The sequence below is a fragment of the Streptomyces sp. NPDC005820 genome (assembly GCF_040630255.1).
GTDB lineage: Bacteria > Actinomycetota > Actinomycetes > Streptomycetales > Streptomycetaceae > Streptomyces.
Window position 1 is genome coordinate 107,079 of the sequence record NZ_JBEXXE010000014.1, and the last position, 23,843, is coordinate 130,921.

At 73.8% G+C, this 23,843-nt stretch carries 20 protein-coding genes; 9 read left to right on the top strand and 11 right to left on the bottom strand.

Annotated elements, in window-relative coordinates:
* Nucleotides 1–33 precede the first annotated feature (33 nt).
* Together ABZ464_RS18980 and ABZ464_RS18985 are read left to right on the top strand one after the other, a co-directional pair.
* Nucleotides 34–1,209 (top strand): adenosine deaminase, encoded by a 1,176-nt coding sequence (locus ABZ464_RS18980; RefSeq protein ID WP_359278519.1) that lies wholly within the window; start codon nt 34–36, stop codon nt 1,207–1,209.
* 18 nt (nt 1,210–1,227) lie between these two features.
* Nucleotides 1,228–1,959 (top strand): glycerophosphodiester phosphodiesterase, encoded by a 732-nt coding sequence (locus ABZ464_RS18985; protein ID WP_359278220.1) that lies wholly within the window; start codon nt 1,228–1,230, stop codon nt 1,957–1,959.
* Here the strand turns inward: ABZ464_RS18985 and ABZ464_RS18990 are convergent.
* Complete coding sequence (locus tag ABZ464_RS18990) at nt 1,941–3,647, bottom strand: sigma-70 family RNA polymerase sigma factor (protein ID WP_359278223.1); 1,707 nt, start codon at nt 3,645–3,647, stop codon at nt 1,941–1,943. The two genes, ABZ464_RS18985 and ABZ464_RS18990, sit on opposite strands and share 19 nt — an antisense overlap.
* A gap of 295 nt (nt 3,648–3,942) precedes the next feature.
* Between ABZ464_RS18990 and ABZ464_RS18995 the strand changes: the two genes are divergently transcribed.
* Both ABZ464_RS18995 and ABZ464_RS19000 read left to right on the top strand, forming a co-directional pair.
* Nucleotides 3,943–5,091 (top strand): serine hydrolase domain-containing protein, encoded by a 1,149-nt coding sequence (locus tag ABZ464_RS18995; protein WP_359278226.1) that lies wholly within the window; start codon nt 3,943–3,945, stop codon nt 5,089–5,091.
* 102 nt (nt 5,092–5,193) lie between these two features.
* Nucleotides 5,194–6,069, top strand: a complete 876-nt coding sequence (locus ABZ464_RS19000) for a hypothetical protein (RefSeq protein WP_359278229.1) — start codon at nt 5,194–5,196, stop codon at nt 6,067–6,069.
* A gap of 3 nt (nt 6,070–6,072) precedes the next feature.
* Here the strand turns inward: ABZ464_RS19000 and ABZ464_RS19005 are convergent, their stop codons facing one another.
* The 8 genes from ABZ464_RS19005 to ABZ464_RS19040 form a co-directional block, all read right to left on the bottom strand.
* Entirely contained in the window at nt 6,073–11,871 is a 5,799-nt protein-coding gene (locus ABZ464_RS19005) for a TIR domain-containing protein (protein ID WP_359278232.1), read from the bottom strand.
* Between the two features lie 35 nt (nt 11,872–11,906).
* A complete protein-coding gene (locus ABZ464_RS19010; RefSeq protein ID WP_359278234.1) occupies nt 11,907–12,572 on the bottom strand; it encodes a hypothetical protein in 666 nt (221 codons plus the stop codon).
* The gene (locus ABZ464_RS19015) at nt 12,550–13,554 is read right to left on the bottom strand and encodes a hypothetical protein (protein ID WP_359278237.1); all 1,005 of its coding nucleotides are present in this window, start codon (nt 13,552–13,554) and stop codon (nt 12,550–12,552) included. The genes ABZ464_RS19010 and ABZ464_RS19015 overlap by 23 nt, the downstream gene beginning before the upstream one ends.
* 122 nt (nt 13,555–13,676) lie before the next feature.
* Nucleotides 13,677–14,393: a hypothetical protein gene (locus tag ABZ464_RS19020; RefSeq protein ID WP_359278239.1), complete on the bottom strand. Its 717-nt coding sequence runs from the start codon at nt 14,391–14,393 to the stop codon at nt 13,677–13,679.
* A gap of 74 nt (nt 14,394–14,467) precedes the next feature.
* Entirely contained in the window at nt 14,468–14,998 is a 531-nt protein-coding gene (locus tag ABZ464_RS19025; RefSeq protein WP_359278241.1) for a hypothetical protein, read from the bottom strand.
* Nucleotides 14,982–15,488 (bottom strand): RNA polymerase sigma factor, encoded by a 507-nt coding sequence (locus ABZ464_RS19030; RefSeq protein WP_359278244.1) that lies wholly within the window; start codon nt 15,486–15,488, stop codon nt 14,982–14,984. The genes ABZ464_RS19025 and ABZ464_RS19030 overlap by 17 nt, the downstream gene beginning before the upstream one ends.
* Nucleotides 15,485–16,129, bottom strand: a complete 645-nt coding sequence (locus ABZ464_RS19035) for a class F sortase (RefSeq protein WP_359278247.1) — start codon at nt 16,127–16,129, stop codon at nt 15,485–15,487. Before ABZ464_RS19035 ends, ABZ464_RS19030 begins: the two co-directional genes overlap by 4 nt.
* On the bottom strand, nt 16,126–16,488 hold the full coding sequence (locus tag ABZ464_RS19040) for a sortase-dependent protein (RefSeq protein WP_359278250.1): 363 nt from the start codon (nt 16,486–16,488) through the stop codon (nt 16,126–16,128). The genes ABZ464_RS19035 and ABZ464_RS19040 overlap by 4 nt, the downstream gene beginning before the upstream one ends.
* A gap of 136 nt (nt 16,489–16,624) precedes the next feature.
* Between ABZ464_RS19040 and ABZ464_RS19045 the strand changes: the two genes are divergently transcribed.
* Both ABZ464_RS19045 and ABZ464_RS19050 read left to right on the top strand, forming a co-directional pair.
* Nucleotides 16,625–17,698, top strand: coding sequence for a substrate-binding domain-containing protein (locus ABZ464_RS19045; protein ID WP_359278253.1), 1,074 nt, complete (start codon nt 16,625–16,627; stop codon nt 17,696–17,698).
* A 107-nt stretch (nt 17,699–17,805) separates the two neighbouring features.
* The gene (locus ABZ464_RS19050) at nt 17,806–18,471 is read left to right on the top strand and encodes a YceI family protein (RefSeq protein ID WP_359278256.1); all 666 of its coding nucleotides are present in this window, start codon (nt 17,806–17,808) and stop codon (nt 18,469–18,471) included.
* 16 nt (nt 18,472–18,487) lie between these two features.
* On the opposite strand, the gene ABZ464_RS19055 is transcribed toward ABZ464_RS19050, so the two are convergent.
* Nucleotides 18,488–19,288, bottom strand: a complete 801-nt coding sequence (locus tag ABZ464_RS19055; protein ID WP_359278259.1) for an IclR family transcriptional regulator C-terminal domain-containing protein — start codon at nt 19,286–19,288, stop codon at nt 18,488–18,490.
* A 170-nt stretch (nt 19,289–19,458) separates the two neighbouring features.
* On the opposite strand from ABZ464_RS19055, the gene ABZ464_RS19060 reads away from it, so the two are divergent.
* The 3 genes from ABZ464_RS19060 to ABZ464_RS19070 are packed head-to-tail and all read left to right on the top strand — an operon-like array spanning nt 19,459 to nt 23,331.
* On the top strand, nt 19,459–20,538 hold the full coding sequence (locus tag ABZ464_RS19060; RefSeq protein ID WP_359278262.1) for a homoserine dehydrogenase: 1,080 nt from the start codon (nt 19,459–19,461) through the stop codon (nt 20,536–20,538).
* Nucleotides 20,531–21,955, top strand: a complete 1,425-nt coding sequence (locus ABZ464_RS19065; RefSeq protein WP_359278265.1) for an aldehyde dehydrogenase family protein — start codon at nt 20,531–20,533, stop codon at nt 21,953–21,955. The genes ABZ464_RS19060 and ABZ464_RS19065 overlap by 8 nt, the downstream gene beginning before the upstream one ends.
* On the top strand, nt 21,952–23,331 hold the full coding sequence (locus ABZ464_RS19070) for an aspartate ammonia-lyase (RefSeq protein WP_359278268.1): 1,380 nt from the start codon (nt 21,952–21,954) through the stop codon (nt 23,329–23,331). Before ABZ464_RS19065 ends, ABZ464_RS19070 begins: the two co-directional genes overlap by 4 nt.
* On the opposite strand, the gene ABZ464_RS19075 is transcribed toward ABZ464_RS19070, so the two are convergent.
* Nucleotides 23,312–23,752, bottom strand: a complete 441-nt coding sequence (locus ABZ464_RS19075) for an Lrp/AsnC family transcriptional regulator (RefSeq protein WP_359278271.1) — start codon at nt 23,750–23,752, stop codon at nt 23,312–23,314. The genes ABZ464_RS19070 and ABZ464_RS19075 overlap by 20 nt on opposite strands.
* Nucleotides 23,753–23,843 lie beyond the last annotated feature (91 nt).

Consider the following 23,843-nt stretch of genomic DNA (forward strand, 5'->3'; position numbering starts at 1 on the left):
GCACGGCCCGCCTACGATGATCCTGACTCACCGATCAGCCGATCACCCGCGTCCCGTCCGGCCCCTCTTGCTGGCCGGGGACGCCGTCCCGGGGAGGACCCCTTGACCGACCGCCTCGACGCCACCGCCGCAGCCGCCGCGCCCGCCACCCCCACCGGCCCCACCACGAACGCCGGGGCCCGTGATCTGCACGCGTTCATCGCCGGGCTGCCCAAGGCCGAACTGCACGTCCATCACGTCGGCTCCGCCTCCCCCCGTATCGTCGCCGAGCTCGCCGCCCGGCACCCCGACTCCCGGGTGCCCAGCGACCCCGAGGCCCTGGCCGACTACTTCACCTTCACGGACTTCGCCCACTTCATCGACGTGTACCTGTCCGTCGTGGACGTCATCCGCACCCCGGAGGACGTCCGGCTGCTGACGTACGAGGTGGCCCGGGACCTGGCCCGCCAGCAGGTGCGGTACGCCGAGTTGACCATCACGCCGTACTCCTCGACCCGGCGCGGCATCGACGAGCGGGCCTTCATGGACGCGATCGAGGACGCCCGCAAGGCGGCCGAGGCGGAGTTCGGGACCGTGCTGCGGTGGTGCTTCGACATCCCCGGCGAGGCGGGGCTCGAGTCCGCCGAGGTGACCGCGCGGCTGGCCACCGACGACCGGGTGAGGCCGGAGGGGCTGATCTCCTTCGGCCTCGGCGGGCCCGAGATCGGCGTACCGCGCCCGCAGTTCAAGCCCTACTTCGACCGGGCGATCGCCGCGGGCCTCAGGTCCGTGCCGCACGCCGGTGAGACGACCGGCCCGGAGACCGTGTGGGACGCGCTCACCCATCTGCGCGCCGAGCGCATCGGGCACGGCACCAGTGCGGCGCGGGACGAGAAGCTCCTCGCCCATCTCGCCGAGCACCGCATCGCGCTGGAGGTGTGCCCCACCTCCAACATCGCCACGCGCGCGGTCCGCACCCTCGACGAGCACCCGATCAAGGAGTTCGTGCGGGCCGGCGTCCTGGTCACGATCAACTCCGACGACCCGCCGATGTTCGGCACCGATCTGAACAACGAGTACGCGGTCGCCGCCCGGCTCCTCGACCTCGACGAGCGGGGTACGGCGGACCTCGCGAAGAACGCGGTCGAGGCGTCCTTCCTGGACGGACCCGGAAAGGCGAGGATCACCGCGGAGATCGACACGTACACCGCCGCATGGCTCGCCGACTGACCTGGACACAATGGGCCCATGCAGACGCTGACTGCCGTGGCCCATCGCGGCGCCCCCTACCGCTTCCGTGAGAACACGCTCGACTCGCTGCGTACCGCGCTCGCCCTGGGCGCGGACGCAGTCGAGTTCGACGTCCGCCTCACCAAGGACGGTGTGCCCGTGCTGCTGCACGACGAGACGCTGAAGCGGCTGTGGGAGCTGGACCGGCCGCTGCGGTCGCTGTCGGCCGCCGAGGTGCGCGGGCTGACGGCGGGCGGGGTGCCGACCCTCGCGGAGGCGCTCGCGGCGACCGGGGACAGCCGGGTGATGATCGACCTGCCGGGGACCCGGGACGTACGGCAGGCGCGGCGGGTGGTGGACGCCGTGCGCGAGGCGGGGGCGGCCGACCGCGCCTACTACTGTGCGGGCGCCGAGGAGATGCTCGCCGTCCGCCGGGCCGACCCGTCCGCCGAGATCGCCCTGACCCGCACCAGCCTGGCGCCCCCGCGCCCGGTCCTGCTCGACACGGTCAAGCCGCGCTGGCTGAACTACCGTTTCTCCCTGGTCGACCGGGCCCTGGCCGAGCGTGTCCACCGCGGCGGCCACCTGCTCTCCGTGTGGACCCCGGACACCCGCCGCTCGATGCGCCGGCTGATCGCCGTGGGCGTCGACTCGATCACCACCAATCGCATCGACGTCCTGACCGCCCTCAGGGACGCCCGTAAGCCCCTCGCGGCTGACGCGCAGGACCGCTACACCCGGGAGGTCTGAGGGACCGTCGCCGGGTCGGCCGGGGTCTCGCGGGTGACGTACTGCGGGACGGGGGTGTCGTCGCCGCCGGTGTCACGGACCAGGCCGTAGCGGACGGCGCCCTCGGGCGGGCCGGTGACGATGTCCTTCTCCGCGGCGTCCCAGGTGCTCGGGAAGACGCTCAGGCCGTAGTCGGCGCCGCGTTCGTTCACGGTGAGGGTGACGCTGCCGTCGACGTAGAAGTACTCGTTCTGCCACATCTGCTGGGTGCCGGCCGGCAGGACGTCGTATCCGGTGGCGGCGCTGCCCATGCCGGTGGCGGTGGTGTCGGTGGTGCTGACGGGGTCGTCCATGCGGCGGCCGCCGCCCGAGGCCACATGGAACAGCTTGCCCTTCAGGCCGGTCCAGGCCGGCGGGACCAGGCTGCCGGCCCGGGACTGCGGCGAGATCTGCCAGCGCACGAGGACATAGCCCCGGCCGCTGAGGGTCACCGCGTCCCCTCGGTGGTTCATGACGGCGTGGGCGCCGCCGGTGCTGGTGACGCCGGACTCGGCCCGGTGCGGCAGGGCACCGGGCGGGGTGTCGGGGTCCGGTGCCTTGTCCACGGCGTCGACGACACCGCCGTACACCGCCTTCCTCGTCGCCGACGGGGACGGAGAGGGGGAGGCGGACGCCGACGGTGCGGTGGTTGGGGGCGGGGCCGATGCGTGGGGTGGCTCGATGGTGGTGCTTGCCGCCGTGGGGGCGGTGGCGGTGCGCGGGGGCGGGTCGTCGGGGGTGTGTACGGCGACGTAGGCGCCGCCCGCCGCGAGGGTGGCGCCGGCCGTCACCGCGACGGCGGGCTTGGTCAGCGCACCCAGCACCTTCGCGGACCAGCCGACGGAGGCGGAGCCCGCCGCGGCCGCCGCGGTCTTGCCGCCGAGGGCGAGGGAGAGCGTGAAGCCGACCGGGACGGGGACCAGCGCGATGCCGACGAGCAGCCGTTCCGCCGGGACGACGCTCTCGCGGGTGTCCCCGCAGTAGCCGCAGCCCCGGATGTGCCGGGCGAGCCGTTTGCGCCACACGGAGTCGGGACGGCCGTCCCAGCGGGCGGTCGTCTCGCGCAGGTCGGGGCAGGCGCCGTCGAGGGCGCGCACGATGCCCCGGGAGACCTCGAGGCGTTCCTTGACCCGCTGGACGCGCACGGCGGCGTGCTGCCGACTGATGCCGACGGCGGCGGCGAGTTCACGGCGGGTGAGCTCACCGCCGACCTCCAGCCACCACAGGGACAGCAGGTGGCGGTCCTCGTCGTCCAGCCAGCGCACCGCCTCCGCGACCTCGCGCCGCTGGCCCTCCAACTGGAGCCTGAGCACGGTGAGTTCGGCGAAGTCGGCGGCTCCCTCGGGTGCCGTGCTCTCGTCGAGGCGGGTGGCGGTCCTACGGCGCGCCCGGTCGCGGATCTGGCGCACGGCGATGGCCACCAGCCAGGAGCGGAAGCTGTCGGGGTCGCGCAGCGAGCCGAGGTTGTCGACGGCGCGCAGCATGGTCTCCTGGACGACGTCGTCGACGTCGGCGTGGCCGTTCAGGGCCCGGCCGACGATGTTGTAGACCAGCGGCAGCCAGCCCGCGACCAGTTCGTCCAGCGCCTGCCGGTCTCCGGCCTGCGCGGCGGCGATGGTGGCCCGCCAGTGCCGCCCGGCCTCGGCACCGGCGTCGGCGTACGTCCTCATGTCCGCACCCTCTCAGCCGGGACCCCGTTGTCGGCAATGTCGGAGATCACACCCGAGGGGACGGCCGGACCGGCCACGGGATAACACTTTTTCGGCACCCGTAGGGGGAGACCCCCACAACTCCCCTACCTTGCAGGTGAGTTGGGCCGGGGTCCGGTCAGGGGCGGGTGCCCTCCCCGGTGAGGATCCGCCGGCGCGCGGCCTGCCCGAAGCTCATCTCGAAACTCTTTCGCCCCCCGAATCACCCCGCGAATCGCCCCGACTCGCCCCCGACTCACCCCAAGGGAGTTCCCGTATGCGCGCTCGTCGCCGCACGACCGTCCTCGCCGCCGCGCTCGTCCTGGCCCTCGCGGCGGCCGGACCGCTGGCCGCGGCACCCGCCTTCGCCGCACCCGTGAGCCGGCAGGCGGGCACGCTCGACGAGCAGGCGCTCGCCGCCGCGATCTCCGGCCTCCCCGACGCCGCCGCGACGGCCGCCCTCGTCCGGGTCGGCGGCACGGACGGCACCTGGCGCGGCAGCGCGGGCGTGCACGACCTGGAGAGCGGCAGGGCGGCGGACCCGGACGCCCGGTTCCGGGCCGGTTCGACGACGAAGGTGGTGACGGCGGCGGCCGTGCTGCGGCTGGCGGCCGAGGGGAGGGTGGACCTGGACCGGCCGATCCAGCGCTATCTGCCGGGCCTGCTCGGCGCGCAGTTCCGGCCGATCACGGTACGACAGCTGCTCAACCACACCAGTGGCATCCCGGCCGGGGACGGACTCGGCGAGACCTTCGAGGAGGTGTACGCCCATCGCTTCGACACGCTCACCCCGCAGCGCGTGGCGGCGTCGGCGGGGGCGAAGCAGCCCGAGTTCTGCCCGGGGAAGAAGCAGCACTACCTCAACATCAACTACACGTTCCTGGGGCTGCTGATCGAGAAGGTGACCGGGGGCTCGTACGCCTCCGAGGCGACGCGGCTGGTGCTGGCGCCGGCCGGGATGCGGGACACGTACTTCCCCGGCACCGACCCGCGCATCCTCGGCCCGCACAACCTCGGCTACCAGAAGGTGGAGCGGGCCGACGGGACGACGGAGTTCCTGGACGTCACCGAGTGGAACCAGGCGGACCGGTTCGCGGCCGGGGACATGATCTCCACCACCGCCGATCTGGAGCGGCTGCTCACCGCCCTCTTCAAGGGCCGGATCGTGCCGGAGCCGCAGCTCCAGGAGATGTTCACGGTCCCGGCGGGCATCCCCGGCGCCGCCTACAGCGCCGGACTCACCCGGTACGAACTCGGCGGGCGGGTCTACTGGTTCAAGTCGGGCGGCCGCTACGGCTACAACGCGGCGATCGCCGCCACCCGCGACCTCGGCCGGACCCTCGTCTACTCGGTCAACTCGACGGACGCGAAGAGCGAGGACGCGAACCCGGTCGTCGGCCGGATCATCGCGGCCGCACTCTCCTAGTACCGCCGATGCCGCAAGGTACCCCCTAGGGGTATAGTCTGGGTTCCCGCATACCCCCTAGAGGTATCCGCTCTGTCATCCGGCGACGAACAGGAGCCCGCCATGAAACCCTTCCAGACGATCGGCGCGTTCTCCGCCGCGCTCGCCGTGGTCTTCGGCGCCGCCTACGGCATCGGAGCGGCGGTCGGGCCGGGAACCTCCGCGGCCACGCCCGCCGCCGGCCACGGGGAGGCGCACGCGCAGACGGCGGAGTCCCCCGACCTCACCCCGGCCGGGCTCCAGGTCTCCGAGAGCGGCTACACCCTCGACCTGGAGACCCGGAGCCTGTCCGCCGGCCGCCCCGGCACCCTGCGTTTCGCCGTCCGGGACGCGCACGGGGAGCCGCTCACCGCCTACGCGACCGAGCACACCAAGCAGCTGCACCTGATCGTCGCCTCGCGCGAGCTCACCGCCTTCCGCCATCTCCACCCCACCCGGGACGCGGACGGCACCTGGAGCACCCCGGTGGATCTCCCGACGGCGGGCTCCTACCGCGTCTTCGCCGACTTCCGCCCGGCCGGGGCGAAGGAGGGCCTCACCCTGGGCGCCGACCTGACCGTCACCGGGCGGTACGAGGCGACCGCGCCGCCCGCGCCCTCCGCCACGACCACCGTCGACGGCTACACCGTGACCCTCGCCGGCGGTCTGCGGGCCGGGGCGGAGAGCGACCTCACCTTCACCGTCGAGCGCGGCGGCCGGCCGGTCACCGCCCTCCAGCCCTACCTCGGCGCCTACGGCCACCTGGTCGCCCTGCGCTCGGGCGACCTCGCCTATCTCCATGTGCACCCGCACGACGAGGCGAAGGACGGCCGTACGTCGGGCCCCGACGTCGCCTTCGCCGCGACCACGCCCAGCGCGGGCGCCTACCGCCTCTTCCTGGACTTCAAGGCGGGCAACACCGTGCACACGGCGGCCTTCACCGTGCGCACGGACCACTGAGCCTCACCGCAGCGGGTCCTCCAGCGGCACGTTCCGCACCCCGGCCAGATGCCCGTCGAGCTCCCCCGGCTCGAACCGGCACATGCCGATCACGTGCCAGAACTCGCCGGTGACGTCCCCCTCGTGCTTGTAGCCGCCGGAGGGCGCCAGCGCCGCCCAGCCGCCGGGCAGACCGACCAGGGTGGCGCGCAGGGCCGCCGGACCGTCGGCCGGGACGTCCCACAGCCGGACCGTGCCGTCCTCGCCGCCGCTGGCCAGCAGGGAGCCGTCGGGGCTGAAGGCGACCGCCAGGACCCGCCCGGTGTGAGCCCTCAGCGCGGCCTTCTCCCGGCCGGTGTGCGCGTCCCACAGCCGGACCGCGCGGTCGTCGCCGGCCGTCGCCAGCAGCGGGCGCAGCGGATGCGCGGCGGCCGTCCACAGCCTGCCGGTGTGGGCGGACAGCCGGTGCGCGGCCACCCCGTCCCGCCAGATCACGGCGTCCCCGTCCCACGAGGCGCTGGCGAGCCAGGAGCCGTCGGCGGCGAACGCCACCGCGTACACCCGGTCGGTGTGACCGTCGAGAACGGCGGTGATCCGGCGCTCGTCCAGATCCCAGACGCGCACCCGGCGGTCGTCGCAGCCGGTGGCGAGGACCCGCCCGTCGGGCCGGAAGGCGAGGGAGCGGACCCGCCCGAAGTGCTCGCCGATGGTGCCGACATGGGCGCCGGTGGCCCGGTACCAGAGGCGGACGGTGTCGTCGTCGTTGGCGGTGGCGAGGAGTTCGCCGTCCGGGCTGAAGGCCTCGGCCCAGACGTGGTCGGTCTCCACGTCCGTCTCGCGCTGGTACTCGCCCGTCGAGGCGTTCCACAGATACACGGCGCCGTCGCTGCTCGGGGTGGCGAGGAGGCTGCCGCCGGGGCTGAACACCGCCGAGACCAGCCGGTCGCTCTGCCCGGCCAGCTCCCGCAGCCGCCGCCCGGTGGCGGAGTCCCACAGCCGGATCACGCCGTCGTTGCCGCCCGCCGCGAGTATCGAGCCGTCGGAGCTGAAGGAGAGCGTGCCGATCCGCCGCCCGTGGCCGCGCAGGATGCTCCGGCCCTGGCCGGTGGCGGGGTCGTGGAGCCGTACGACCCCGTCGTTGCCGCCCGTCACGAGGAGGGCACCGGCATCCGGGGCGGGGGCGTCGCCGTGCGGGCGGAACGTGCACATCCAGACCGAACCGCGGTGTTCGGCGGGCTGCCGGGTGAGCGGCACCGCCACCGGGTCGGCGCCCGGCTCGATCCGCCAGAGCCGGACCGCGCCCTGACTGTCCCCGGCGGCGAGCAGCGCGCCGTCCGGGTCGAACAGCACCTGGTGGACGGCGCCCCGGCAGCCGCCGAGCAGTCCGGCGCCGGTCCCCTCGGCCAGGTCCCACAGCCGCACCTCCCCCTCGGTGTCGCCGCTGACGAGATACCGGCCGCCGGGGTGGAAGTCGAGGGTGTGGACCCCGCCGGTGTGCCCGGTGAACTCGTGCCGCAGGCCGCGGTCGGCGGCGTTCCAGACCCGCACCGTGCCGCCCTGCCGCTCGTCGCCGCGGTCGCCGGTGGCCAGCAGGGTGCCGTCCGGACTGAACCGCGCCCGGTGCACCGCGCTCCGATGGCCCGGCAGCTCACCGACCCACCGCCCGGTCGCGAGGTCCCACAGCCGTACGGAGGTGGAGGCGTCCCCGGTGACCAGGGTGGCGCCGCCCGGGTCGAAGGCCACGGTGCGGACGGGCGCGGAGTGACCGGGCAGCCGGTGCAGCGGGGTGCCCGAGGCGGTGTCCCAGACGGTGACCACGCCCTCGGCGTCCCCGGTGGCCAGCAGGGAGCCGTCGGCGCCCAGCGCGACGGGCCACACCCCGCGCGGATGGATGTCCAGCACGTGCAGACAGCGCCCGGAGACCGGGTCCCACAGGCGTACGGTCCCGTCGGCGCTGCCGGTGGCGAGGACCCGCTCGCGGAACTCGACGGCGTAGACGCGGTCGGTGTGGCCCGCCAGGGTACGCAGGGCGGTGCCGGTGGCGGCGTCGCAGACCAGCACCCCGCCGTCCTCGGCGCCGACGGCGAGGAGTTCGCCGTCGGGGCTGCAGGAGAGGGGTTCGGGCAGCCGGCTGGTGCGCATGTCGAAGCCGTACGGCACGCCCACCGCGGAGGGCCGGAAGCCGAAGCCGACCTCCATGCCGGGGGCGAGGGCGGCGGCGGCCAGCTCGGGCGCGCGCGGCAGCCCCGGGTCGGTGGTGGCGCCGACCAGGGCGGCGCGCTGCCAGCGGCCGCCCTCGACGCGGGCGCCGGTCAGGTCGGTGCGGATCAGCCGGGCCCGGCGCAGATCGGCGCCGCGCAGATCGGCGTCGGAGAGGTCGGCGCCGTCGAGCCGGGCGCCGGTCAGCCGGGCGCCGCGCAGGACTGCGCCGGCGAGGTCGGCGCCGACCAGCCGGGCGTCGGTGAGGTCGGCGCGGGTGAGGTCGACGCCGGAGAAGTCGCGGTGGGAGAGATCCTCCCCGGCGAGCGCGGCCCCGCGCAGATCGGTGTGGGCGGGCACCCGCAGCCGGGAGAGGATCTTCACGGCGTTGGCGCGGGCCACGTCGTCCGCAGCGCCCTCCAGCGTCCGTTCGACCCACTCCTGGCAGGCGCGGTGGTCGGCGAGGTCGCACAGGAACTCCACGGCGAGCCGGCTGAGCCGGTGCCGGGCGAGCAGCGCGCCGTCCCCGCCGGTCAGCCGGTTCGCGCACGCGCGGGCGATGAGCCACTCCACCACCGAGCCGTGGATGAACCGGAACACCCCGTCCTCGCTGCGCACCAGCAGACTGCCGGAGCCGACGGCGTGCGCGGCCTGCCCCGGGGAGAGCCGGCCGGCGGCGAGCCCGGTGAGGGTCTCGGCCACATCGGTCAGCTCGTCGAGGCGCAGGGAGTCCTGTCCGGTCTGCCACAGGCGCAGGGCGAGCGCGGTGACCGCGTTCCACAGCTGGTCGAGGCCGAGTCCGGGGGCCCGTCCGGGGCCGCCCGTGGCGCGCTGCTCCTCGAAGGTGAGCCAGGCGGTGAGGACCTCCTGGTAGAGCCCGGCGGGGCTGAGGGCGCGGGCGGCCCCCGCGACCGCGCGCAGCCGGTCGTCGTCGAGGTCGGCGACGAAGCCGAGGAGTCGGGGGTTGCGGCACAGGGCGAGCAGATCGGGGACGGCGTCGAGCAGCCGCGCCCGGCGGTCGGCGGCGCGTTCGTCGCCGTCGTAACGGTTGACCAGGTAGGTGCGGATCTGCTGCGGGGGGAACTCCTGGACGGCGAGCACCCGGCGGTGCGGGAGCATGCCGACGCGTTCACCGAGGGCGGTGAGCACCTGGCCCTGGGAGCGGAAGTGCTGGGTGCGGCTGCTGACGACGATCTTGGCGCTGTCCACGGCGGAGTCGAGCAGCACCTGGAGCCGCTCGGCGGCACGGTCGTACGTGACCTGGGTGACGAGTTCGTCGAAGCCGTCGAGGAGGAGCACGATCCGGCCTTGCCGGAGCATGTGCCGGAAGGCCCGTAGGTCGATGTCGTCGACGCCGTGCGCGGCGAGGTGGGCGGCGACCAGGCCGTCGAGGGAGTACGACCGGTCGAGCGCGTTCAGCTCCACCAGCAGCGGCACGATGTGCGGGAGTTCAGCCGGAATCCGGCGGGCCAGCTCGCGCAGCGCGAACGTCTTGCCGTGGCCGAAGTCGCCGAGCAGCAGCAGGAAGCGGCCCTGGTCGGAGTCGAGCAGGCGGAGCATGGCGTCGACCAGCCCGTCGCGGTCCTCGGCGTCGGGCCGTTCGATCTCGCGGTAGCGCTGCCGGAGGTACGTGCCCGGGGGGTAGCGGGGGTCGGTGCGCAGCCGTTCGCTCTGGGCGACGACGTGGGCGCGCAGGTCGAGCAGGCCCTGGAACTCGGTGAAGCTGCGCACCCGGACGCCTCGGCGGCGGGCCAGGTCCCTGAGCTCGCGGGCGGGCGGGGGTCCGTCGTGGACGAGCTCGGCCTCGGTCTCGGAGTCGGCGGCGTGCACCAGGGCGACGACGCGGTCGACGTCCTGGGCGGTGGGCGTGCCGGTGTGCACGGCGACACGCTGCTGGCGGACGAAGCCCGACTGAGTCCAGGTGACGAGGAGTTGGGGCACGGGTCCGTCGACCGGGCGGATCTGGGCGCCCTCGTGCCGGGTGCGGCAGACCTCGGCGACCCGGGCGAGCAGCACCTCGGCCGGGGACTGCGCGGCGCGCGGCTCGGGGTCGGGGGTGCGGTCCGCCTCCGGGGCGGCGGCGGTGGGGTCGGCGGGGCCGAAGGCGTGGTGGGCGCGGCGCCATTCGACCCGGTGCTGCCGTGGCTCGCCGGGTCCCGGCCAGGTGGCGAGTCCGTCGCGGCCGACGCGCAGCAGCTGGTGCCGGGCGGGTCCGGCGGTGCCGAGCAGGGGCAGTTCGCCGGTGCTGGTGGTCAGCAGCGGGCGGGCGCCGGGTCCGGCCGGGCCGTGCAGCAGCAGATGGAGGCGGGGTGCGGTGAGGCGGGCCAGGACGTCGGTGTCGCGCAGGGGCGCCGAGCCGTTCTGGGCGGCGGTGCGCAGGACGCCCCGCGGGGTGGTGCCGGGGGCGTGGCGCAGGGCGCCGATCCGCAGCCAGCCCTCCTGTTCGTACGGCCGCAGGGCGTGGGCGAACCAGGCGGCCTGCTCGCGGCCGACCAGGCCGTACTGGTCGTCGAGTCGGTGGCTGTACGCCATGGAGGAGTTGAGGCCGGCGACGACGGTGTGCAGTTCGGGCACCGGGAACAGGGTCCAGGGCTGGTCGCTGTCGAAGACGACGTCGAGCCCCTGGTAGAGCTCCTGGAAGACGCGGGTGAAGTGGCGCCACTTGGGCCAGTAGGGCGGCCGGGGCGGCATCTCGTCGGCCTCGCAGGTGCTGAAGTAGGCGCGGCAGGCGGCCTGGTTGACGTCGTGGCCGCCGGGGACGAGGGCGACGCGGTGCGGTTCGAGGCCGAGCAGGGCGCGTAGTCCGGTGAGGAAGGCGAGCGCCTGGTCGAACTCGCGGGGGCTGCCGGAGGCGGTGAGGTCGCCGGTGACGACCAGCAGGTCCGGGGAGGGCGCCCCCGCGGCGGTGAGCTCGACGAGGTCGCCCCAGATCGCCGCCTGGAGTTCGGCCGGGTCCTGGCCGCGTCCGAAGACGGGTCCGGCGAGGTGCAGCACGGTGACCGTCTCACGGACCGCCGGGTCCCGGTCGGTGCGCGGGTAGGCGGGCGGGGCCGGTGGCCTGCGCCGACCGGCCCGGCCGGGTCCGCCGAGCGGCCGGCCCGCCCGGGGCGCGACCGGCACGACCGGCACGACCGGCGTGACCGGCGTGACCGGCGTGACCGGCGTGACCGGCGCGGAACCTCCGTCGCCGGGATAGGCGGGGCGCAGGCTGGGCCTGGCGCGTCCGTCGAGGGCCTGGCGGACCCGCGTGAGCAGCAGGTCGCGGGCGGCGGCCGGATCGGTCACCGGGACGAGGTCGACGTAGGTGAGGGTGGCGAGCAGCCCCTCCACGGGGATGTCCTCGACGCGGACGGTGATCAGCCGCCGCTCGGGCATGTCCGGGTCGGCGCGCAGGGCGGCCTGCCACTCCATCCGGCCGTACCGGGACCGCTCGTAGTTCCTGGACAGTACGGCGATGACGGCCGCGGACTCGCTCACCCCCCGGTCCGTGAAGTCCACGAAGTTCGTGCCGGGCACGAAGTCCCAGGCCTGGAGGACGGTCCGGTACCCGGCCTCCTCCAGGGTCCAGGCGATCCAGGACGCCCAGCGTTCGTCGGCGGGTGAGTAGCTGACGAAGAAACTCACCGGACATGCGTCGCCCGGGGCGGTCCCCTCCGCCATCACCTGTCCATGCCGGACTCGCGTCGGCGCTCGGTGTCGATGCGGGTCATCAGGTGCCGTACCTCGTCGGGGGCGCATCTCTCGCGAGGCCGTGGGGGCGACGGGTGGCCGCCCGGCGGGGCGAGGACCAGGCTGTCGAGACCTTCGCGATGTTCGCCGAGGACGAGCGTGGCCGTGAAACCCCGGTGACCGCTGCGGTGAAACCGGCCGGAGGCGAGCCGGTACACCTGTCCGGCCGCGATCTCCTGACGCTCACTCGGCTCACAGGTGACCAGGCGGCCCGTCGCCCGGAACTCGTCGCCGCGGCTGGTGCTGGTGACCGCGAAGAGGCCGAACTCCGGGGCCGCGCTGTCGTCCCGGACGTGCATGACGTCGTTGAACACCGTGCCGCACAGGACATAGCTCCACAGGTCCCAGCTGTGGGCGTGGACGACGGGAGACGAATCCTCCTCGTCCTGCGGCCACACGTGCATGCACAGGCCCAGCTCTCCGTCCCGCCGCAGCGGAACGCAGACGAATTCGAGCGGATGCCGGACCACCGGTGCCGGAAGTTCCCCGGTGACGACGGTCGGCAGCACGGTCCGGATCCAGTTCTCGACGGCCTCCACATCACCGTCGCGGAGAGCTCGGACGACATCCTGTTCATGCGTACGGGTTCTGAGCATTGATGGCTTTCTTGACGATGAGGTCGACGTCGTCGTCGGTGAAATGATCCGGAAGTTCCAGCTGCAGTGCGGCAAAGAATTCCCGCGTCTCGACCGGCTCGGGCTGCTCACTCAGTGTCGGCGCGTCCTTGAGGGGAACCTTGTAGGACTGGTCGAAATGTTCGTCCAGCTCATTGCGCCAGTAATCGTAGTAGAAGCGCCCCTCCCGGATCACCATCGCCGGAAAGCGGGGACCGCGTTCGGTGATGAACAGGGAGTTCTGGGTCATGTCCCAGCGGAAAAGGGTCACCATGGACGACAGTGCCACCTCGACCTTGAGCGGCGGATAGTGCTGCTTCCACCAGCAGGCGGAGAAGATCGTGGCGTACAGCTCGAGTTGTGTGCCCTTTCCGGTCCACGTCTGCTCGTCCTCGTTGGGGTCGTCCATGCCGTGGCGGAAGAAGTTGGCGTACCGGTCGCAGAGGGGCAGATCGCGCGGATCGAGGATCTCCAGACGGACATTCAGCGATCGGCGGGCCCGGCGGGCCCGCTGGACGCATTCGGGAAGGACCACGGCCCGGACGTACGTCGCGGTGCCGCCACGGAATATCCACTCCCGGGCGTCGGCTCGCGCCTCCTTCAATGCCTGGGTGATCTCGGTGCCCCGGAGGATCCTGATGGCCGACTCCTCGTCCAGAGTCGCCCGGAAATCCGTCACCATCTCCTCTATCAGGCTGAGCCGCCCGATATGACGCGGCAGTTCCTCCAACGACTGCTGGGCGGACCGTAATCTCGCACGCGCGTCCGGCTCGGCGCCGAAGTCCCATCTGTTGCGCAGCACCGAGAGCGCCAGAGCGGCGAGGGTCGCCAGAATGGCGCTGTTGACCACCGAGGTCGACACGGAATTGGTGAGTCCCAGAATGGCCACGATCACTGCTGTGACCAGCGCGAGGAGCGCCTCGGAGTTCGCGCCCAGCCAACGGAAAACGGTCCGCGTCCGCACGGATGGTCCCCCTCCCCCTCGAGCACACCGACTGCGCACCGACTGCACACCGCGGCAACGGCACTGGGCGCTCTGGCGGCATGGCTACCCACGCACGAACGGGGCAAACGGCAGAACAAGGATCAAAAAGGATCAACCTGGATCCTCTGGAGGGCGGTGCGGGCGATCCGTGCGGTCTGGGCCGCGTCGCACGTCCTGCGGACCACCTGGTGACCGGGGGCCCGTACGGGGCCGAGGAAGAGTGCCGCCCGGCCGGGCGGTGTCCGTCCCAGTACCAGGGTGGCGGTCGGACGGCCGTCCGGTACCACGGTGGTGTGGAACTCCCCCGCCGGAAGGGTGTAGGTCTGGCCCCGGGAGCTGGTCCGGCCGGGGCCCGGCACACAGCGCACCAGCCGTCTGGTGGGCCGCAGTTCGTCCACGCCGGTGGGGCGGCCGAGCACCTCGAAGACCCGGTGGGTGGGTTCCGCGGCCTCCTCGGCCACCCCCATCCGCCGGTTGTCCAGCCGGCCGTACAGCACGGTGCTGATCAGGTCCCCGCTGTGCGAGTGCACTTGGTGATCGGACAGGATCGGGTCCGTCGGCCCGAAGACATGGACACAGACATGGACGCGGACGCCGTCGGTTCCGTCCCGCAGGACGGGCAGACAGACGAACCCCAGTGGATGGCGGACCGCGCGCAGCACCCGGCGGCCGGTCACGACCTGCTGCAGTTCCGCCGCGGCGTGCCGCACCAGCTCGGCGGACTCACCCCGCCGGGCGGCCCGTTCCAGGTCGCGGACCGCCCGGGCGGTCGAGTCCTCCAGTCGGCGTCCCGGCGGCTGCGGTTGGCTGCGCGACACGTCCCCCACCCCCCGACGGCGGCTTCCAGGGTAGGAGCTTCGACGGGCCCGGGGCTACGGCGTGTGAATCGGCCTCAACGGCGCGTACTCGACACCGAGGGCGCGCTCGACGGCGCCTGGGTGGTGGACGCACGGGTTTCCCCGGGGACGGCGCTGGGGGCGTCGGCGCTGGGGGACTTCTCGGCTGCGGTGGGGGACTCGTCGGCGGGGGTGGGGGTGCCCGGCCGGCTGGTCGCCGAACCGTCCGGTACGACGGTGGGGACCGCGCTGGCGGACGGGTCCGGGCCGGTGGACGGGTCCGGGCCGGTGGACGGGCTGCTCGCCGGGGGCGGGGCGAGCGGGACCGTGGGGCGGGCGGGCGCGTCGTGCGGGCCCGGCCGCAGCGGCAGCAGCACGGCGAGCGCGGCGACGGCGCAGGTCGCGCCGACCCCGGCGGCCGTGCGCAGCAGCCGGCGGCGGGAGGCGCCCCGGCGGATGGCCTCGTAGTGGCCGGGCGGCGGCGCGAGACGGCCGGTGGCGGGGCGCAGGATGACGGTGAGCGGGTCGTCGGGGTCGGGGCGGTCGAGGTCCGGGCCGTCGTCGAAGTCGTCAGCGGGTGTGATCAAGGCTTCTCCTCAAGTGGGCGCGGAGCAGTTCGCGGGCCGCGTGCAGGTCGGCCTTGACGGTTCCTTCCTTGCGCCCGGTCAGCACGGACACCTCCCGGATCGGCATGTCAGCGTAGTAGTGCAGCATGATCGGCACGCGCAGCCGGTCCGGCAGCGACTGCACGAGCAGCCGGATCGAGGGGTCGTCCGGTTCGGCGGGCGGGATCGCGGCGGCCTCGGCGGTCGCCCGGCGCACGGCCCGGCGTTCCCGCTCCAGCTTGCGCCAGTGGTCGCGGACCAGGTTGGCGGCGGTGACGTAGAGGAAGCCCTGGGGTTCCGCGACGGACGTCCAGCGGGCCCAGAGCCGGGTGAAGGCCTCCGAGGCGATCTCGTGGGCGGTCCCGTCGTCGTCGACGAGCCGGCGGCACCAGCCGGCGAGCCGTGGGTAGAGGGCGGCGAACAGGTCGGACGCCGCCCTCTCGCGCTCCCGGGAGCGGGCGGGGCGTTTCAACGTTCTCCCGCGGAGGTGGGGGTGGAGTGCGAGGTCAGCGCGGCGAAGACGATCACGTTGTCGCGGTAGCCGTCCCCGCTGCGGGGACCGCCGCACGTGATGAGACGCAACTCCGGCCGGTCCACGTTCCCGTAGACGTCCTCGGTCGGGAAGTCCGCCTTGTCGACGGTGCGTACCTCGGTGACGGTGAACTCCGCCGTCGTGCCGTTCCCCAGGCGCGCCGCGATCCGGTCGCCCCGGTGCAGCCGGTCGAGGTGCCGGAAGACGCCGTCGCCGTACTCGCCGACGGTGACATGGCCGAGGATCACCGACGGCCCGGTCTGCCCCGGCGTCGGCGAGCGCCCGTACCAGCCCGCCCGGTCGTGCGCCTGGACCGGCGGCACCTCCACGGTGCCGTCGGCCCGCAGTCCCAGCCGCATCAGCGGGGTGTCGACCCCGATGGCCGGGATCCGCAGCGCGACCGGCACCGATCGCGCGAGGGGACGCGCGGCCTGCGCGGTGCGGCTCGGGGTGGCCGAGGGCGTGCCGGGGGCGGCGGAGGCGCCGGCCCCGTCCGTGGTGCGGGGGGCCGGACCGCCGCAGCCCGTCAGCAGGACGGTGAGGGCCGCGGCGGCCAGGGCACGCCTGGAGAGCGGGCTCATGCGCCGGTCGCCCTCCGGCGCCGTACGACGAGGAAGCCCGCGCCGGCCGCGGCGAACGCGGCGGCCGCCGCACCGCCGCCGATCAGCATGCCATGGCTCTCGGAGTCCTCCCCGACACCGGTGTCGGCGGCGCCCCGCGGCACGACGCCGACCTGGCTGGGCACGGCGGAGGGGGCCTTGGTGGCGTCCCGGGGGGTGTCGGCGGCCCCGGTGTCCTCGGTCGCCGAGGGGACGGCGCTGACCTTGCTCGCCGCGGAGGTGCTGGGGACCGCGGACGGCGCCGTGTCGGCGAGCGCCGGGGCGGCGCCCGCCAGGAGGGCGGTGCCGACGGCCAGGGCGGCGAGGCCCGTTCGGGACATGAGTCGCATCTGTCGCTCTCTTTCGTCAGTGCGTGGACGGAACATGCGCAGAGACGACGCGGCCCGGACCCGGGTTGTAAAGAACTGGCAAAGCGAGAAATGCTGTGTTCCTTCCGAGGATTGAGAGGCAAGTTCGATGAACGCACGTTCGGTACGCGGTGCGGTGGCGGTCGCCGCCTCCCTGTGCGCGCTGGTCGCGCTCTCCGCGTGCACCGTCCGGCCCGACACCGGCGCCGGGGACGTGAGCGCCTCGCCCGCACGGGCGAGGAACCTGAAGGTCGGCTGGTCGACGACCTCGCTGACGACCGCGTGGATGCGGCAGACGCTGACGACGCTTCAGGGGGACGTCGAGCGGCTGCGATCGGCAGGCAAGGTGGGCTCGTTCCGGGCCTTCGACGCGGACAACGACACCGCGCGCCAGATCGCGCAGATCCGCACCATGACCCGGGAGACGTACGACGTGATCCTGGTCGACGCCGGTTCGCCGACCGCGCTCGACCCGGCCCTGGAGGAGGCCGTCGCCTCCGGGATCACCGTGGTCGCCTTCGACTCGCTGCCGACCAGCCCCGCGGTCGTCAAGGTCGGCACCGACCAGTGGGCCTGGGGCTCGATGCTGGCCGGCTGGCTGGTCGACGCGCTCGGCGGCGAGGGCGACATCATCGCCATGACCGGACCGGCCGGGAGCGCGGGCCGTGACGACCGCTGGTCGGGGGCCGCCGCCGTCTTCGCGCGGTATCCCGGCATCAGGGTCGTCGAGACCGTGCACAGCCCGAACTCCGTGGCCCCCGCCACCAAGGCCTTCGCCTCGGCGTACGCCGAACACCCGGGTATCCGGGGCGTCCTCACCCTGGGCGGGACGCTGTCGACGGCGGCGCTGCGGACGCTGGTCGCGGAGAACGGCAGGCTCGTCCCGGTCGCCGGCGAGAACTACAACGGCTTCCTGAAGCTGTGGCAGAGCAAGCGGGCGGAAGGATTCTCCGGCCTGGCCACGGCCCAGCCCGACTATCTCTCGGTGATCGCCCTGGAGGCGGCCGTCGCCCAGCGCGAGGGGGTCAAGGTGCCCGCGGCCATCGACGTCCCGCTCCCGGAGATCACCGACGGCAGCCTCGCCCGGTACGCCGACCCCGGCGCGCCCGACGACATCTACCCGGTCGAGACCCTCCCGCAGTCCCGGATCGACGAGCTGATCGGCAGAGGAGCGGACTCGTGAGGGAGGTGTAAGCGTTTTCTGGAGCTGCCCCGAGTGTTGCGGAGCAATGAGGGAGCAATGGCGGAGCACCTTGCGACGCCCTGCCCCGTGCCGTAAGCACGTGCATCATGAACCTGTTCACCCGTGCTGCGTCCCGGCGCCGCCCGGCACCCCCCACAGTCCCCCAACTCCCGTACCAGCCACCGCCCTTCACCCCGGACGGCGGACCCGCGCCCGACCCCCGGCTGGCCGCGCTGACCGGCGAGTGGATGATCGACCCGGCGCACAGCCGGATCGGTTTCTCCGTCCGCCACGCCCTGGTGACGACCGTGCGCGGCGCGTTCACCGAGTACCGCAGCCGCCTCTGGTTCGACGGCCGCGACCCGGCCCGCTCCCGGGCGGAGATCGTGCTGTCCACGGCGTCCGTCGCCACCGGCGTGGACCAGCGCGACGCCCATCTGACCGGGCGTGACTTCCTGGACGCCACGGCCCATCCGCGGATGCGCTTCGTCAGTACGGCGGTACGGCTGACGGACTCCGACGTCTACCGCATGACCGGCGACCTCACCATCAAGGGCACCACCGGCCCCGTCGACCTGGAGCTCACCTACCTCGGCCATGTCGTGGACGCCTTCGGCGACGAGCGGGTCGGCTTCGACGGCACGACCACCATCAACCGCTCCGAGTGGGGTCTGACGTACAACCAGCGACTGGCCGAGGGCGGCGCGATGGTGAGCGAGAAGGTGCGGCTGCAGTTCGACATCGCCGCCCTCCGCACGATCCCCGGCGACTGAGGAGCCGAACGAGAGCTCAGGAACCGTCGACGGACCGTGCCAGCGCGTCGGCCGCCGCCATGAGCTCCGCGTGGATCGCGCGTTCCTGCGGCAGCAGGTCCTGCTCCCTGCCGACCACCGACACCGCGGCCCGGATGTGTCCGCCGGCGTCCCGCACGGGCACGGCGTACTCGGTGACGCCGTGCTCGAACTCGCCGTGGGCCGCGACGACCCCCCGCTGCCGGTCACGGTCGCCCGCGGCGACGAGTTCGGCGACCGAGCGGGCGGCGTTGGGGCCGCCGACGCCGATCAGCTCGTAGTCGTCGAGGAGCGCGGTGAGCTCCTCGGCGGTGTGGTCGAGGAGGAGTGCGCGGCCCGCGCCGGTGCACCAGCAGGGGGTGACGAGACTCGCGCGGCCGAGCCAGTCCGGGGTGGCGCCCGCGGCGGACTCGGACCGCAGCAGCCGCACCTGCACCCCGTCGCGGACCGAGAGCCGCGCGCCGGCCCCGTGCGCGACCGCGATCCGGCGCAGGACGGGACGGCTGCGGCGGAGCAGCCCGGGGTGCAGGGACGCGGCCACCGCGAAGAAGGACTCGCCGGCCCGGAGCGTGGCGTCCTCGCGGCGTTCGAGGAAGCCCTTGTCGCAGAGGTCCTGGGTGGTGCGGGACGCCTTGCTGCGTTCGACGCCGACCTCGTCGGCGAGCCGGCTGACGTTGAAGCCGCCGCGGCCGGACGTCTCCCGGTCCAGCACCGTGCTCACCATCCGCAGGGCCATACGCAGGGAGGAGGCCGTGGTCGGGCCCGCGGGCCGACCGGGCGCGGGGCCGTTCGTCGTCACCTCGGCACTATAAGCGCCCCCCTCAGGACGAACGCCCGGCACCCGAGCGCATCGACAGCCCTCGCCGCCGGATCGACAGGGCCCGACCGACCTGCCGCGGCCCGACGCTGAGCGTGTTCCCGCCGACCGGTCCGACGTCGGCGGTCACCCGAAGGAGAGGGAGGCTCTCGATGACCCGCTACGACATCGCGCTCATCGGATTCGGCGGGGTGAACCGCGCGCTCGCCGAGCTGATCGCCGCACGCGGAGACGCCCTGGAGGCCGAACTCGGTTTCGCCCTGCGGGTGGTGGCCATCACCGACCTCAGGGCCGGCTCGCTGGTACGGACCGACGGCGACGGCATCGCGCTCGCCCCGCTGCTCGCGGTCGCCCCGGGCGAGCTGGACTTCTCCGGCCTGGCGGGAGGCAGCCCGGAGCCGCGCAACGAGTGGGTGATCCGCGAGGTGCCCGCCGACATCGTGGCCGAGGCCACCTTCACCAACCCCACGGACGGCGAGCCCGCCCTGTCCCATGTGCGCTGGGCGATCGAGGCCGGCAAACACGTGTGCACCACCAACAAGGGACCCGTCGCCCTGCACGGTCCGGCCCTGAAGGAGCTGGCGCGGCAGGCCGGCGTGTCCTTCGAGTTCGAGGGGACGGTGATGTCGGGGACGCCGGTCCTGCGCACCGCGCGCCGGATGTTCGGCGGCCTGGCCGTGAACGGCTTCGAGGGCATCATGAACGGCACCTCCAACTACGTCCTCGGCCGTCTGGAGTCAGGCCTGTCCTTCGCGGACGCCGTCGCCGAGGCCCAGACCCTGGGATACGCCGAGGCCGACCCGACGGCCGACGTCGAGGGGTACGACGTCCAGCTGAAGGTCATGATCCTCGCGAACGAGGTGCTCGGCGCCGATCTGACGCGCGCGGACGTGCCCTGCACCGGCATCTCCGCCCTCACCGCCGAGGACGTCCGGCGGGCCGCCGCCGAGGGGCTGCGCTGGAAGCTGGTCGGTTCCGCCGAGCGGCACGCCGACGGCACCGTCAGCGCCCGGGTCGCGCCGGTCGCGCTGCCCGACGGGCACCCGCTGGCCGGGGTCTCCGGCCCCACCAACGCCCTCGCCCTCCACACCGACCTGCTGGGCACCGTCACGCTCGGCGGGCCCGGCGCCGGCCGCACCGAGACGGCGTACGCCCTGCTCTCGGACGTCATCGGCATCCATGACCGGGCCGTCTCCGGCGCCGCGATCCTCGAGGAGGCCCACCGTGGCTGAGACCACCCTGAGCACCGTGCCGCTGCCGGTCGGCGAGGGCATGTCCCCCGTGCGCAGCCCCTACACCGGCGAGACCATCGGCTCGGTCTGCCTGACCGCCGCCGACGCCGTCGACGAGGTCCTGCGGCGGGCCCGTACCGGCCGGACGACGGCCCGCGCGCTGTCCCGGGCCGCCCGGGCCGCCGTGCTCGACGGGGCGGCCCGGCTGATCGAGGAGCGTGCCGAGTCGTTCGCGCGGCTGATCGTCTCCGAGGCCGGCAAGACGATCGTCCAGGCCCGCAAGGAGACCGGGCGCGCGGTGAACACCCTGCGGCTGTCTGCGGCCGAGGCGCGGCGCAACGCCGGTGAGGTCGTGCCGTTCGACGCATACGCGGGGTCGGAGAACCGCTCGGGCTGGTTCACCCGGGAGCCGCTCGGCATCATCGCGGCCGTCACGCCGTACAACGACCCGCTGAACCTGGTCGCGCACAAGCTCGGGCCGGCGATCGCGGGCGGCAACGCGGTGGTGCTGAAACCGTCCCTGCTCACCCCGCTGTCCGCTCTGCGGCTGGTCGACACCCTGGTGGAGGCCGGGCTGCCGGAGGAGGTGGTGACCGTGGTCAACGGCGGCGCCGAACTGGGGGCGGCCCTGGTCGCCGCGCCGGACGTGCGCATGGTGTCCTTCACCGGCGGTTTCCGCACCGGCGAGGCCATCGCCCGCTCGGCCGGGCTGAAGAAGCTCGCCATGGACCTGGGCGGCAACGCGCCGGTCCTCGTGCTGGCCGACGCGGACCTGGACGCGGCCGTGGCGGCCTGTGTGTCCGGGGCGTTCTGGGCGGCCGGGCAGAACTGCATCGGCACCCAGCGGATCCTGATCGAGCGGGGCGTGTACGAGGCCTTCCGGGACGCCTTCGTCGCGCGGACCCGGCTGCTGCGCACCGGTGACCCGGCGGACGAGCGCACCGATGTCGGCCCCCTGATCAGCGAGCGCGCGGCGGCCGCCGCCGAGGCCACGGTCGCCGCGGCGCTGGACGACGGGGCACGGCTGCTGTGCGGGCACGAGCGGGACGGCGCCCTGTACACGCCGACCGTGCTGGAGCAGGTGCCGGGCACGGCGGCCGTGTGGCGGGAGGAGGCGTTCGCGCCCGTCGTCGTGCTCCAGGCCGTCGACTCCTTCGAGGAGGCGATCGAGCGGGCCAACGAGATCGACTTCAGTCTGCACGCGGGCATCTTCACCTCCTCGCTGGACCGGGCCATGGCGGCGGCGCGCCGGCTGGAGGCGGGCGGCGTGATGGTCAACGACTCCTCCGACTACCGCTTCGACGCGATGCCGTTCGGCGGCTTCAAGTACGGCAGCATGGGCCGCGAGGGCGTGCGGTTCGCCTACGAGGAGATGACCCAGCCGAAGGTCGTCTGCCTCAACGGGGCCGGGAGTTGAGCGGGTTCCGGGTCGAGCGGGACGCGCTCGGGGAGGTGCGCGTGCCCGCCGGGGCGTACTGGGGCGCGCACACCGCCCGCGCCCTGGAGAACTTCCGGGTCAGCGGGGTGCCCGTCGCCGCCCACCCGCACCTCGTCCGCGCCCTGGCCCTGGTGAAGCACGCGGCGGCCCTGGCCAACGGCGAGCTCGGCGTCCTCGCGCCGCACACGGTGGAGGCCATCTCCGCGGCCTGCCGGGCGATCGCGGCCGGCCGCCACCACGAGCAGTTCCCGGTGGACGTCGTCCAGGGCGGCGCGGGCACCAGCACCAACATGAACGCCAACGAGGTGATCGCGAACCTCGCGCTGGAGCACCTCGGCCGGGCGCGCGGGCAGTACGAGCACCTCGACCCGCTCGACGACGTCAACCGCTGTCAGTCCACCAACGACACCTACCCGACGGCCCTGCGGATCGCGGTCGCCTCGGCGCTGGAGGAACTGCGGGCCGAACTCACCCTCCTCTCCCGGGCGTTCGCCGCGAAGGGCGAGGAGTTCGCGGCCGTCGTCAAGGTCGGGCGCACCCAGTTGCAGGACGCGGTGCCGATGACACTCGGCCGGGAGTTCGCCGCGTTCGGCGTGACCCTCGCCGAGGACGTCGAGCGGATCGGCGAGACGCTGCCACTGCTGGCCGAGACCAGCCTCGGCGCGACCGCGATCGGCACCGGCATCGCCGCCGAACCGGGCTACGCGCAGGCCGTCGTACGGCATCTGCGGGAGCTGACCGGCATGGCGCTCACGCCCGCCGCCGACCTGGTGGAGGCCACCTCGGACACCGGGGTGTTCCTGCTGGTGTCGGGGGTGCTGAAGCGTACGGCGGTGAAGCTGTCCAAGGTGTGCAGCGATCTGCGGCTGCTCGCCAGCGGACCGCGTGCGGGGCTCGCGGAGATCAACCTGCCCGCGCGGCAGGCCGGTTCGTCGGTCATGCCGGGCAAGGTGAACCCGGTGATCCCGGAGATGGTCAACCAGATCGCGTTCGCCACGGCCGGCGCGGACGTCGCGATCACCATGGCCGCCGACAACGGTCAGCTCCAGCTCAACGCCTTCGAGCCGCTGATCGGGCATCTGCTGCTCCAGCACATCGCGTGGCTGGCCCGCGGCTGCGCGGCGCTGCGCACGCTGTGCGTGGCGGGGATCACCGCCAACGAGGACCGGCTGGCGCGCACGGCGGACGCGGCGGTCGGCGCGGTGACCGCGCTGGCCCCGCGCATCGGGCACGAGGCCGCCTCGGCGGTGGCTCGGGAGGCGCTCGCGACCGGGGCCGGTGTGCTGGAGGTCGTCACCCGGCGCGGGCTGCTCGACCCCGAGACCGCGCGGGCGCTCATGGCCGCCGCCGGCTGACCACCCGGGACAGCGCCAGCGCTGTCACCGTGTCCCGTACACCGGGCATCTGGGCGATCTGCTCCCAGATGCCCTGTACGCGTTCCAGGGAGGCGGCCTCCACGCTGACCAGCAGGTCGAACTGACCGCTGAGGACGTCGCAGGAGACCACCTCGGGGATGCGCCGGAGCGCGGCGAGGACGTCTCCGCCGCGCATCCGGTCCTGGCGGTAGACCAGGACGTGCGCGGCCACCGTCGCCCCGTCCGGCCCGTCGCCGGGGCGGACGATCGTGTAGCCGCAGATGTGCCCCTGCCGTTCGAGGCGCTCGACGCGCTGCCGCACGGCGTTGCGGGAGAGGCTCACCCGCTGGCCCAGTTCGGCGTGGGAGATACGGGCGTTGCGGGTGAGTTCGCTGATGATCTGCTCGTCGATGGTGTCCATGGCGATGTCTCCTGACGGGATGTCTCCTGACGGACGGGAAGCCCCGGCGGCCGAGGTGGCCGCCGGGGCTGCGGTGTTCCGGTCCGGGGCG

Excerpts from the sequence above, each read along its gene's own strand:
- ABZ464_RS18985 (WP_359278220.1), top strand. The coding sequence starts at position 1,228 with ATGCAGACGCTGACTGCCGTGGCCCATCGCGGCGCCCCCTACCGCTTC.
- ABZ464_RS18990 (WP_359278223.1), bottom strand. The coding sequence starts at position 3,647 with ATGAGGACGTACGCCGACGCCGGTGCCGAGGCCGGGCGGCACTGGCGG.
- ABZ464_RS18995 (WP_359278226.1), top strand. The coding sequence starts at position 3,943 with ATGCGCGCTCGTCGCCGCACGACCGTCCTCGCCGCCGCGCTCGTCCTG.
- ABZ464_RS19000 (WP_359278229.1), top strand. The coding sequence starts at position 5,194 with ATGAAACCCTTCCAGACGATCGGCGCGTTCTCCGCCGCGCTCGCCGTG.
- ABZ464_RS19010 (WP_359278234.1), bottom strand. The coding sequence starts at position 12,572 with ATGCTCAGAACCCGTACGCATGAACAGGATGTCGTCCGAGCTCTCCGC.
- ABZ464_RS19035 (WP_359278247.1), bottom strand. The coding sequence starts at position 16,129 with ATGAGCCCGCTCTCCAGGCGTGCCCTGGCCGCCGCGGCCCTCACCGTC.
- ABZ464_RS19040 (WP_359278250.1), bottom strand. The coding sequence starts at position 16,488 with ATGTCCCGAACGGGCCTCGCCGCCCTGGCCGTCGGCACCGCCCTCCTG.
- ABZ464_RS19045 (WP_359278253.1), top strand. The coding sequence starts at position 16,625 with ATGAACGCACGTTCGGTACGCGGTGCGGTGGCGGTCGCCGCCTCCCTG.
- ABZ464_RS19050 (WP_359278256.1), top strand. The coding sequence starts at position 17,806 with ATGAACCTGTTCACCCGTGCTGCGTCCCGGCGCCGCCCGGCACCCCCC.
- ABZ464_RS19060 (WP_359278262.1), top strand. The coding sequence starts at position 19,459 with ATGACCCGCTACGACATCGCGCTCATCGGATTCGGCGGGGTGAACCGC.
- ABZ464_RS19075 (WP_359278271.1), bottom strand. The coding sequence starts at position 23,752 with ATGGACACCATCGACGAGCAGATCATCAGCGAACTCACCCGCAACGCC.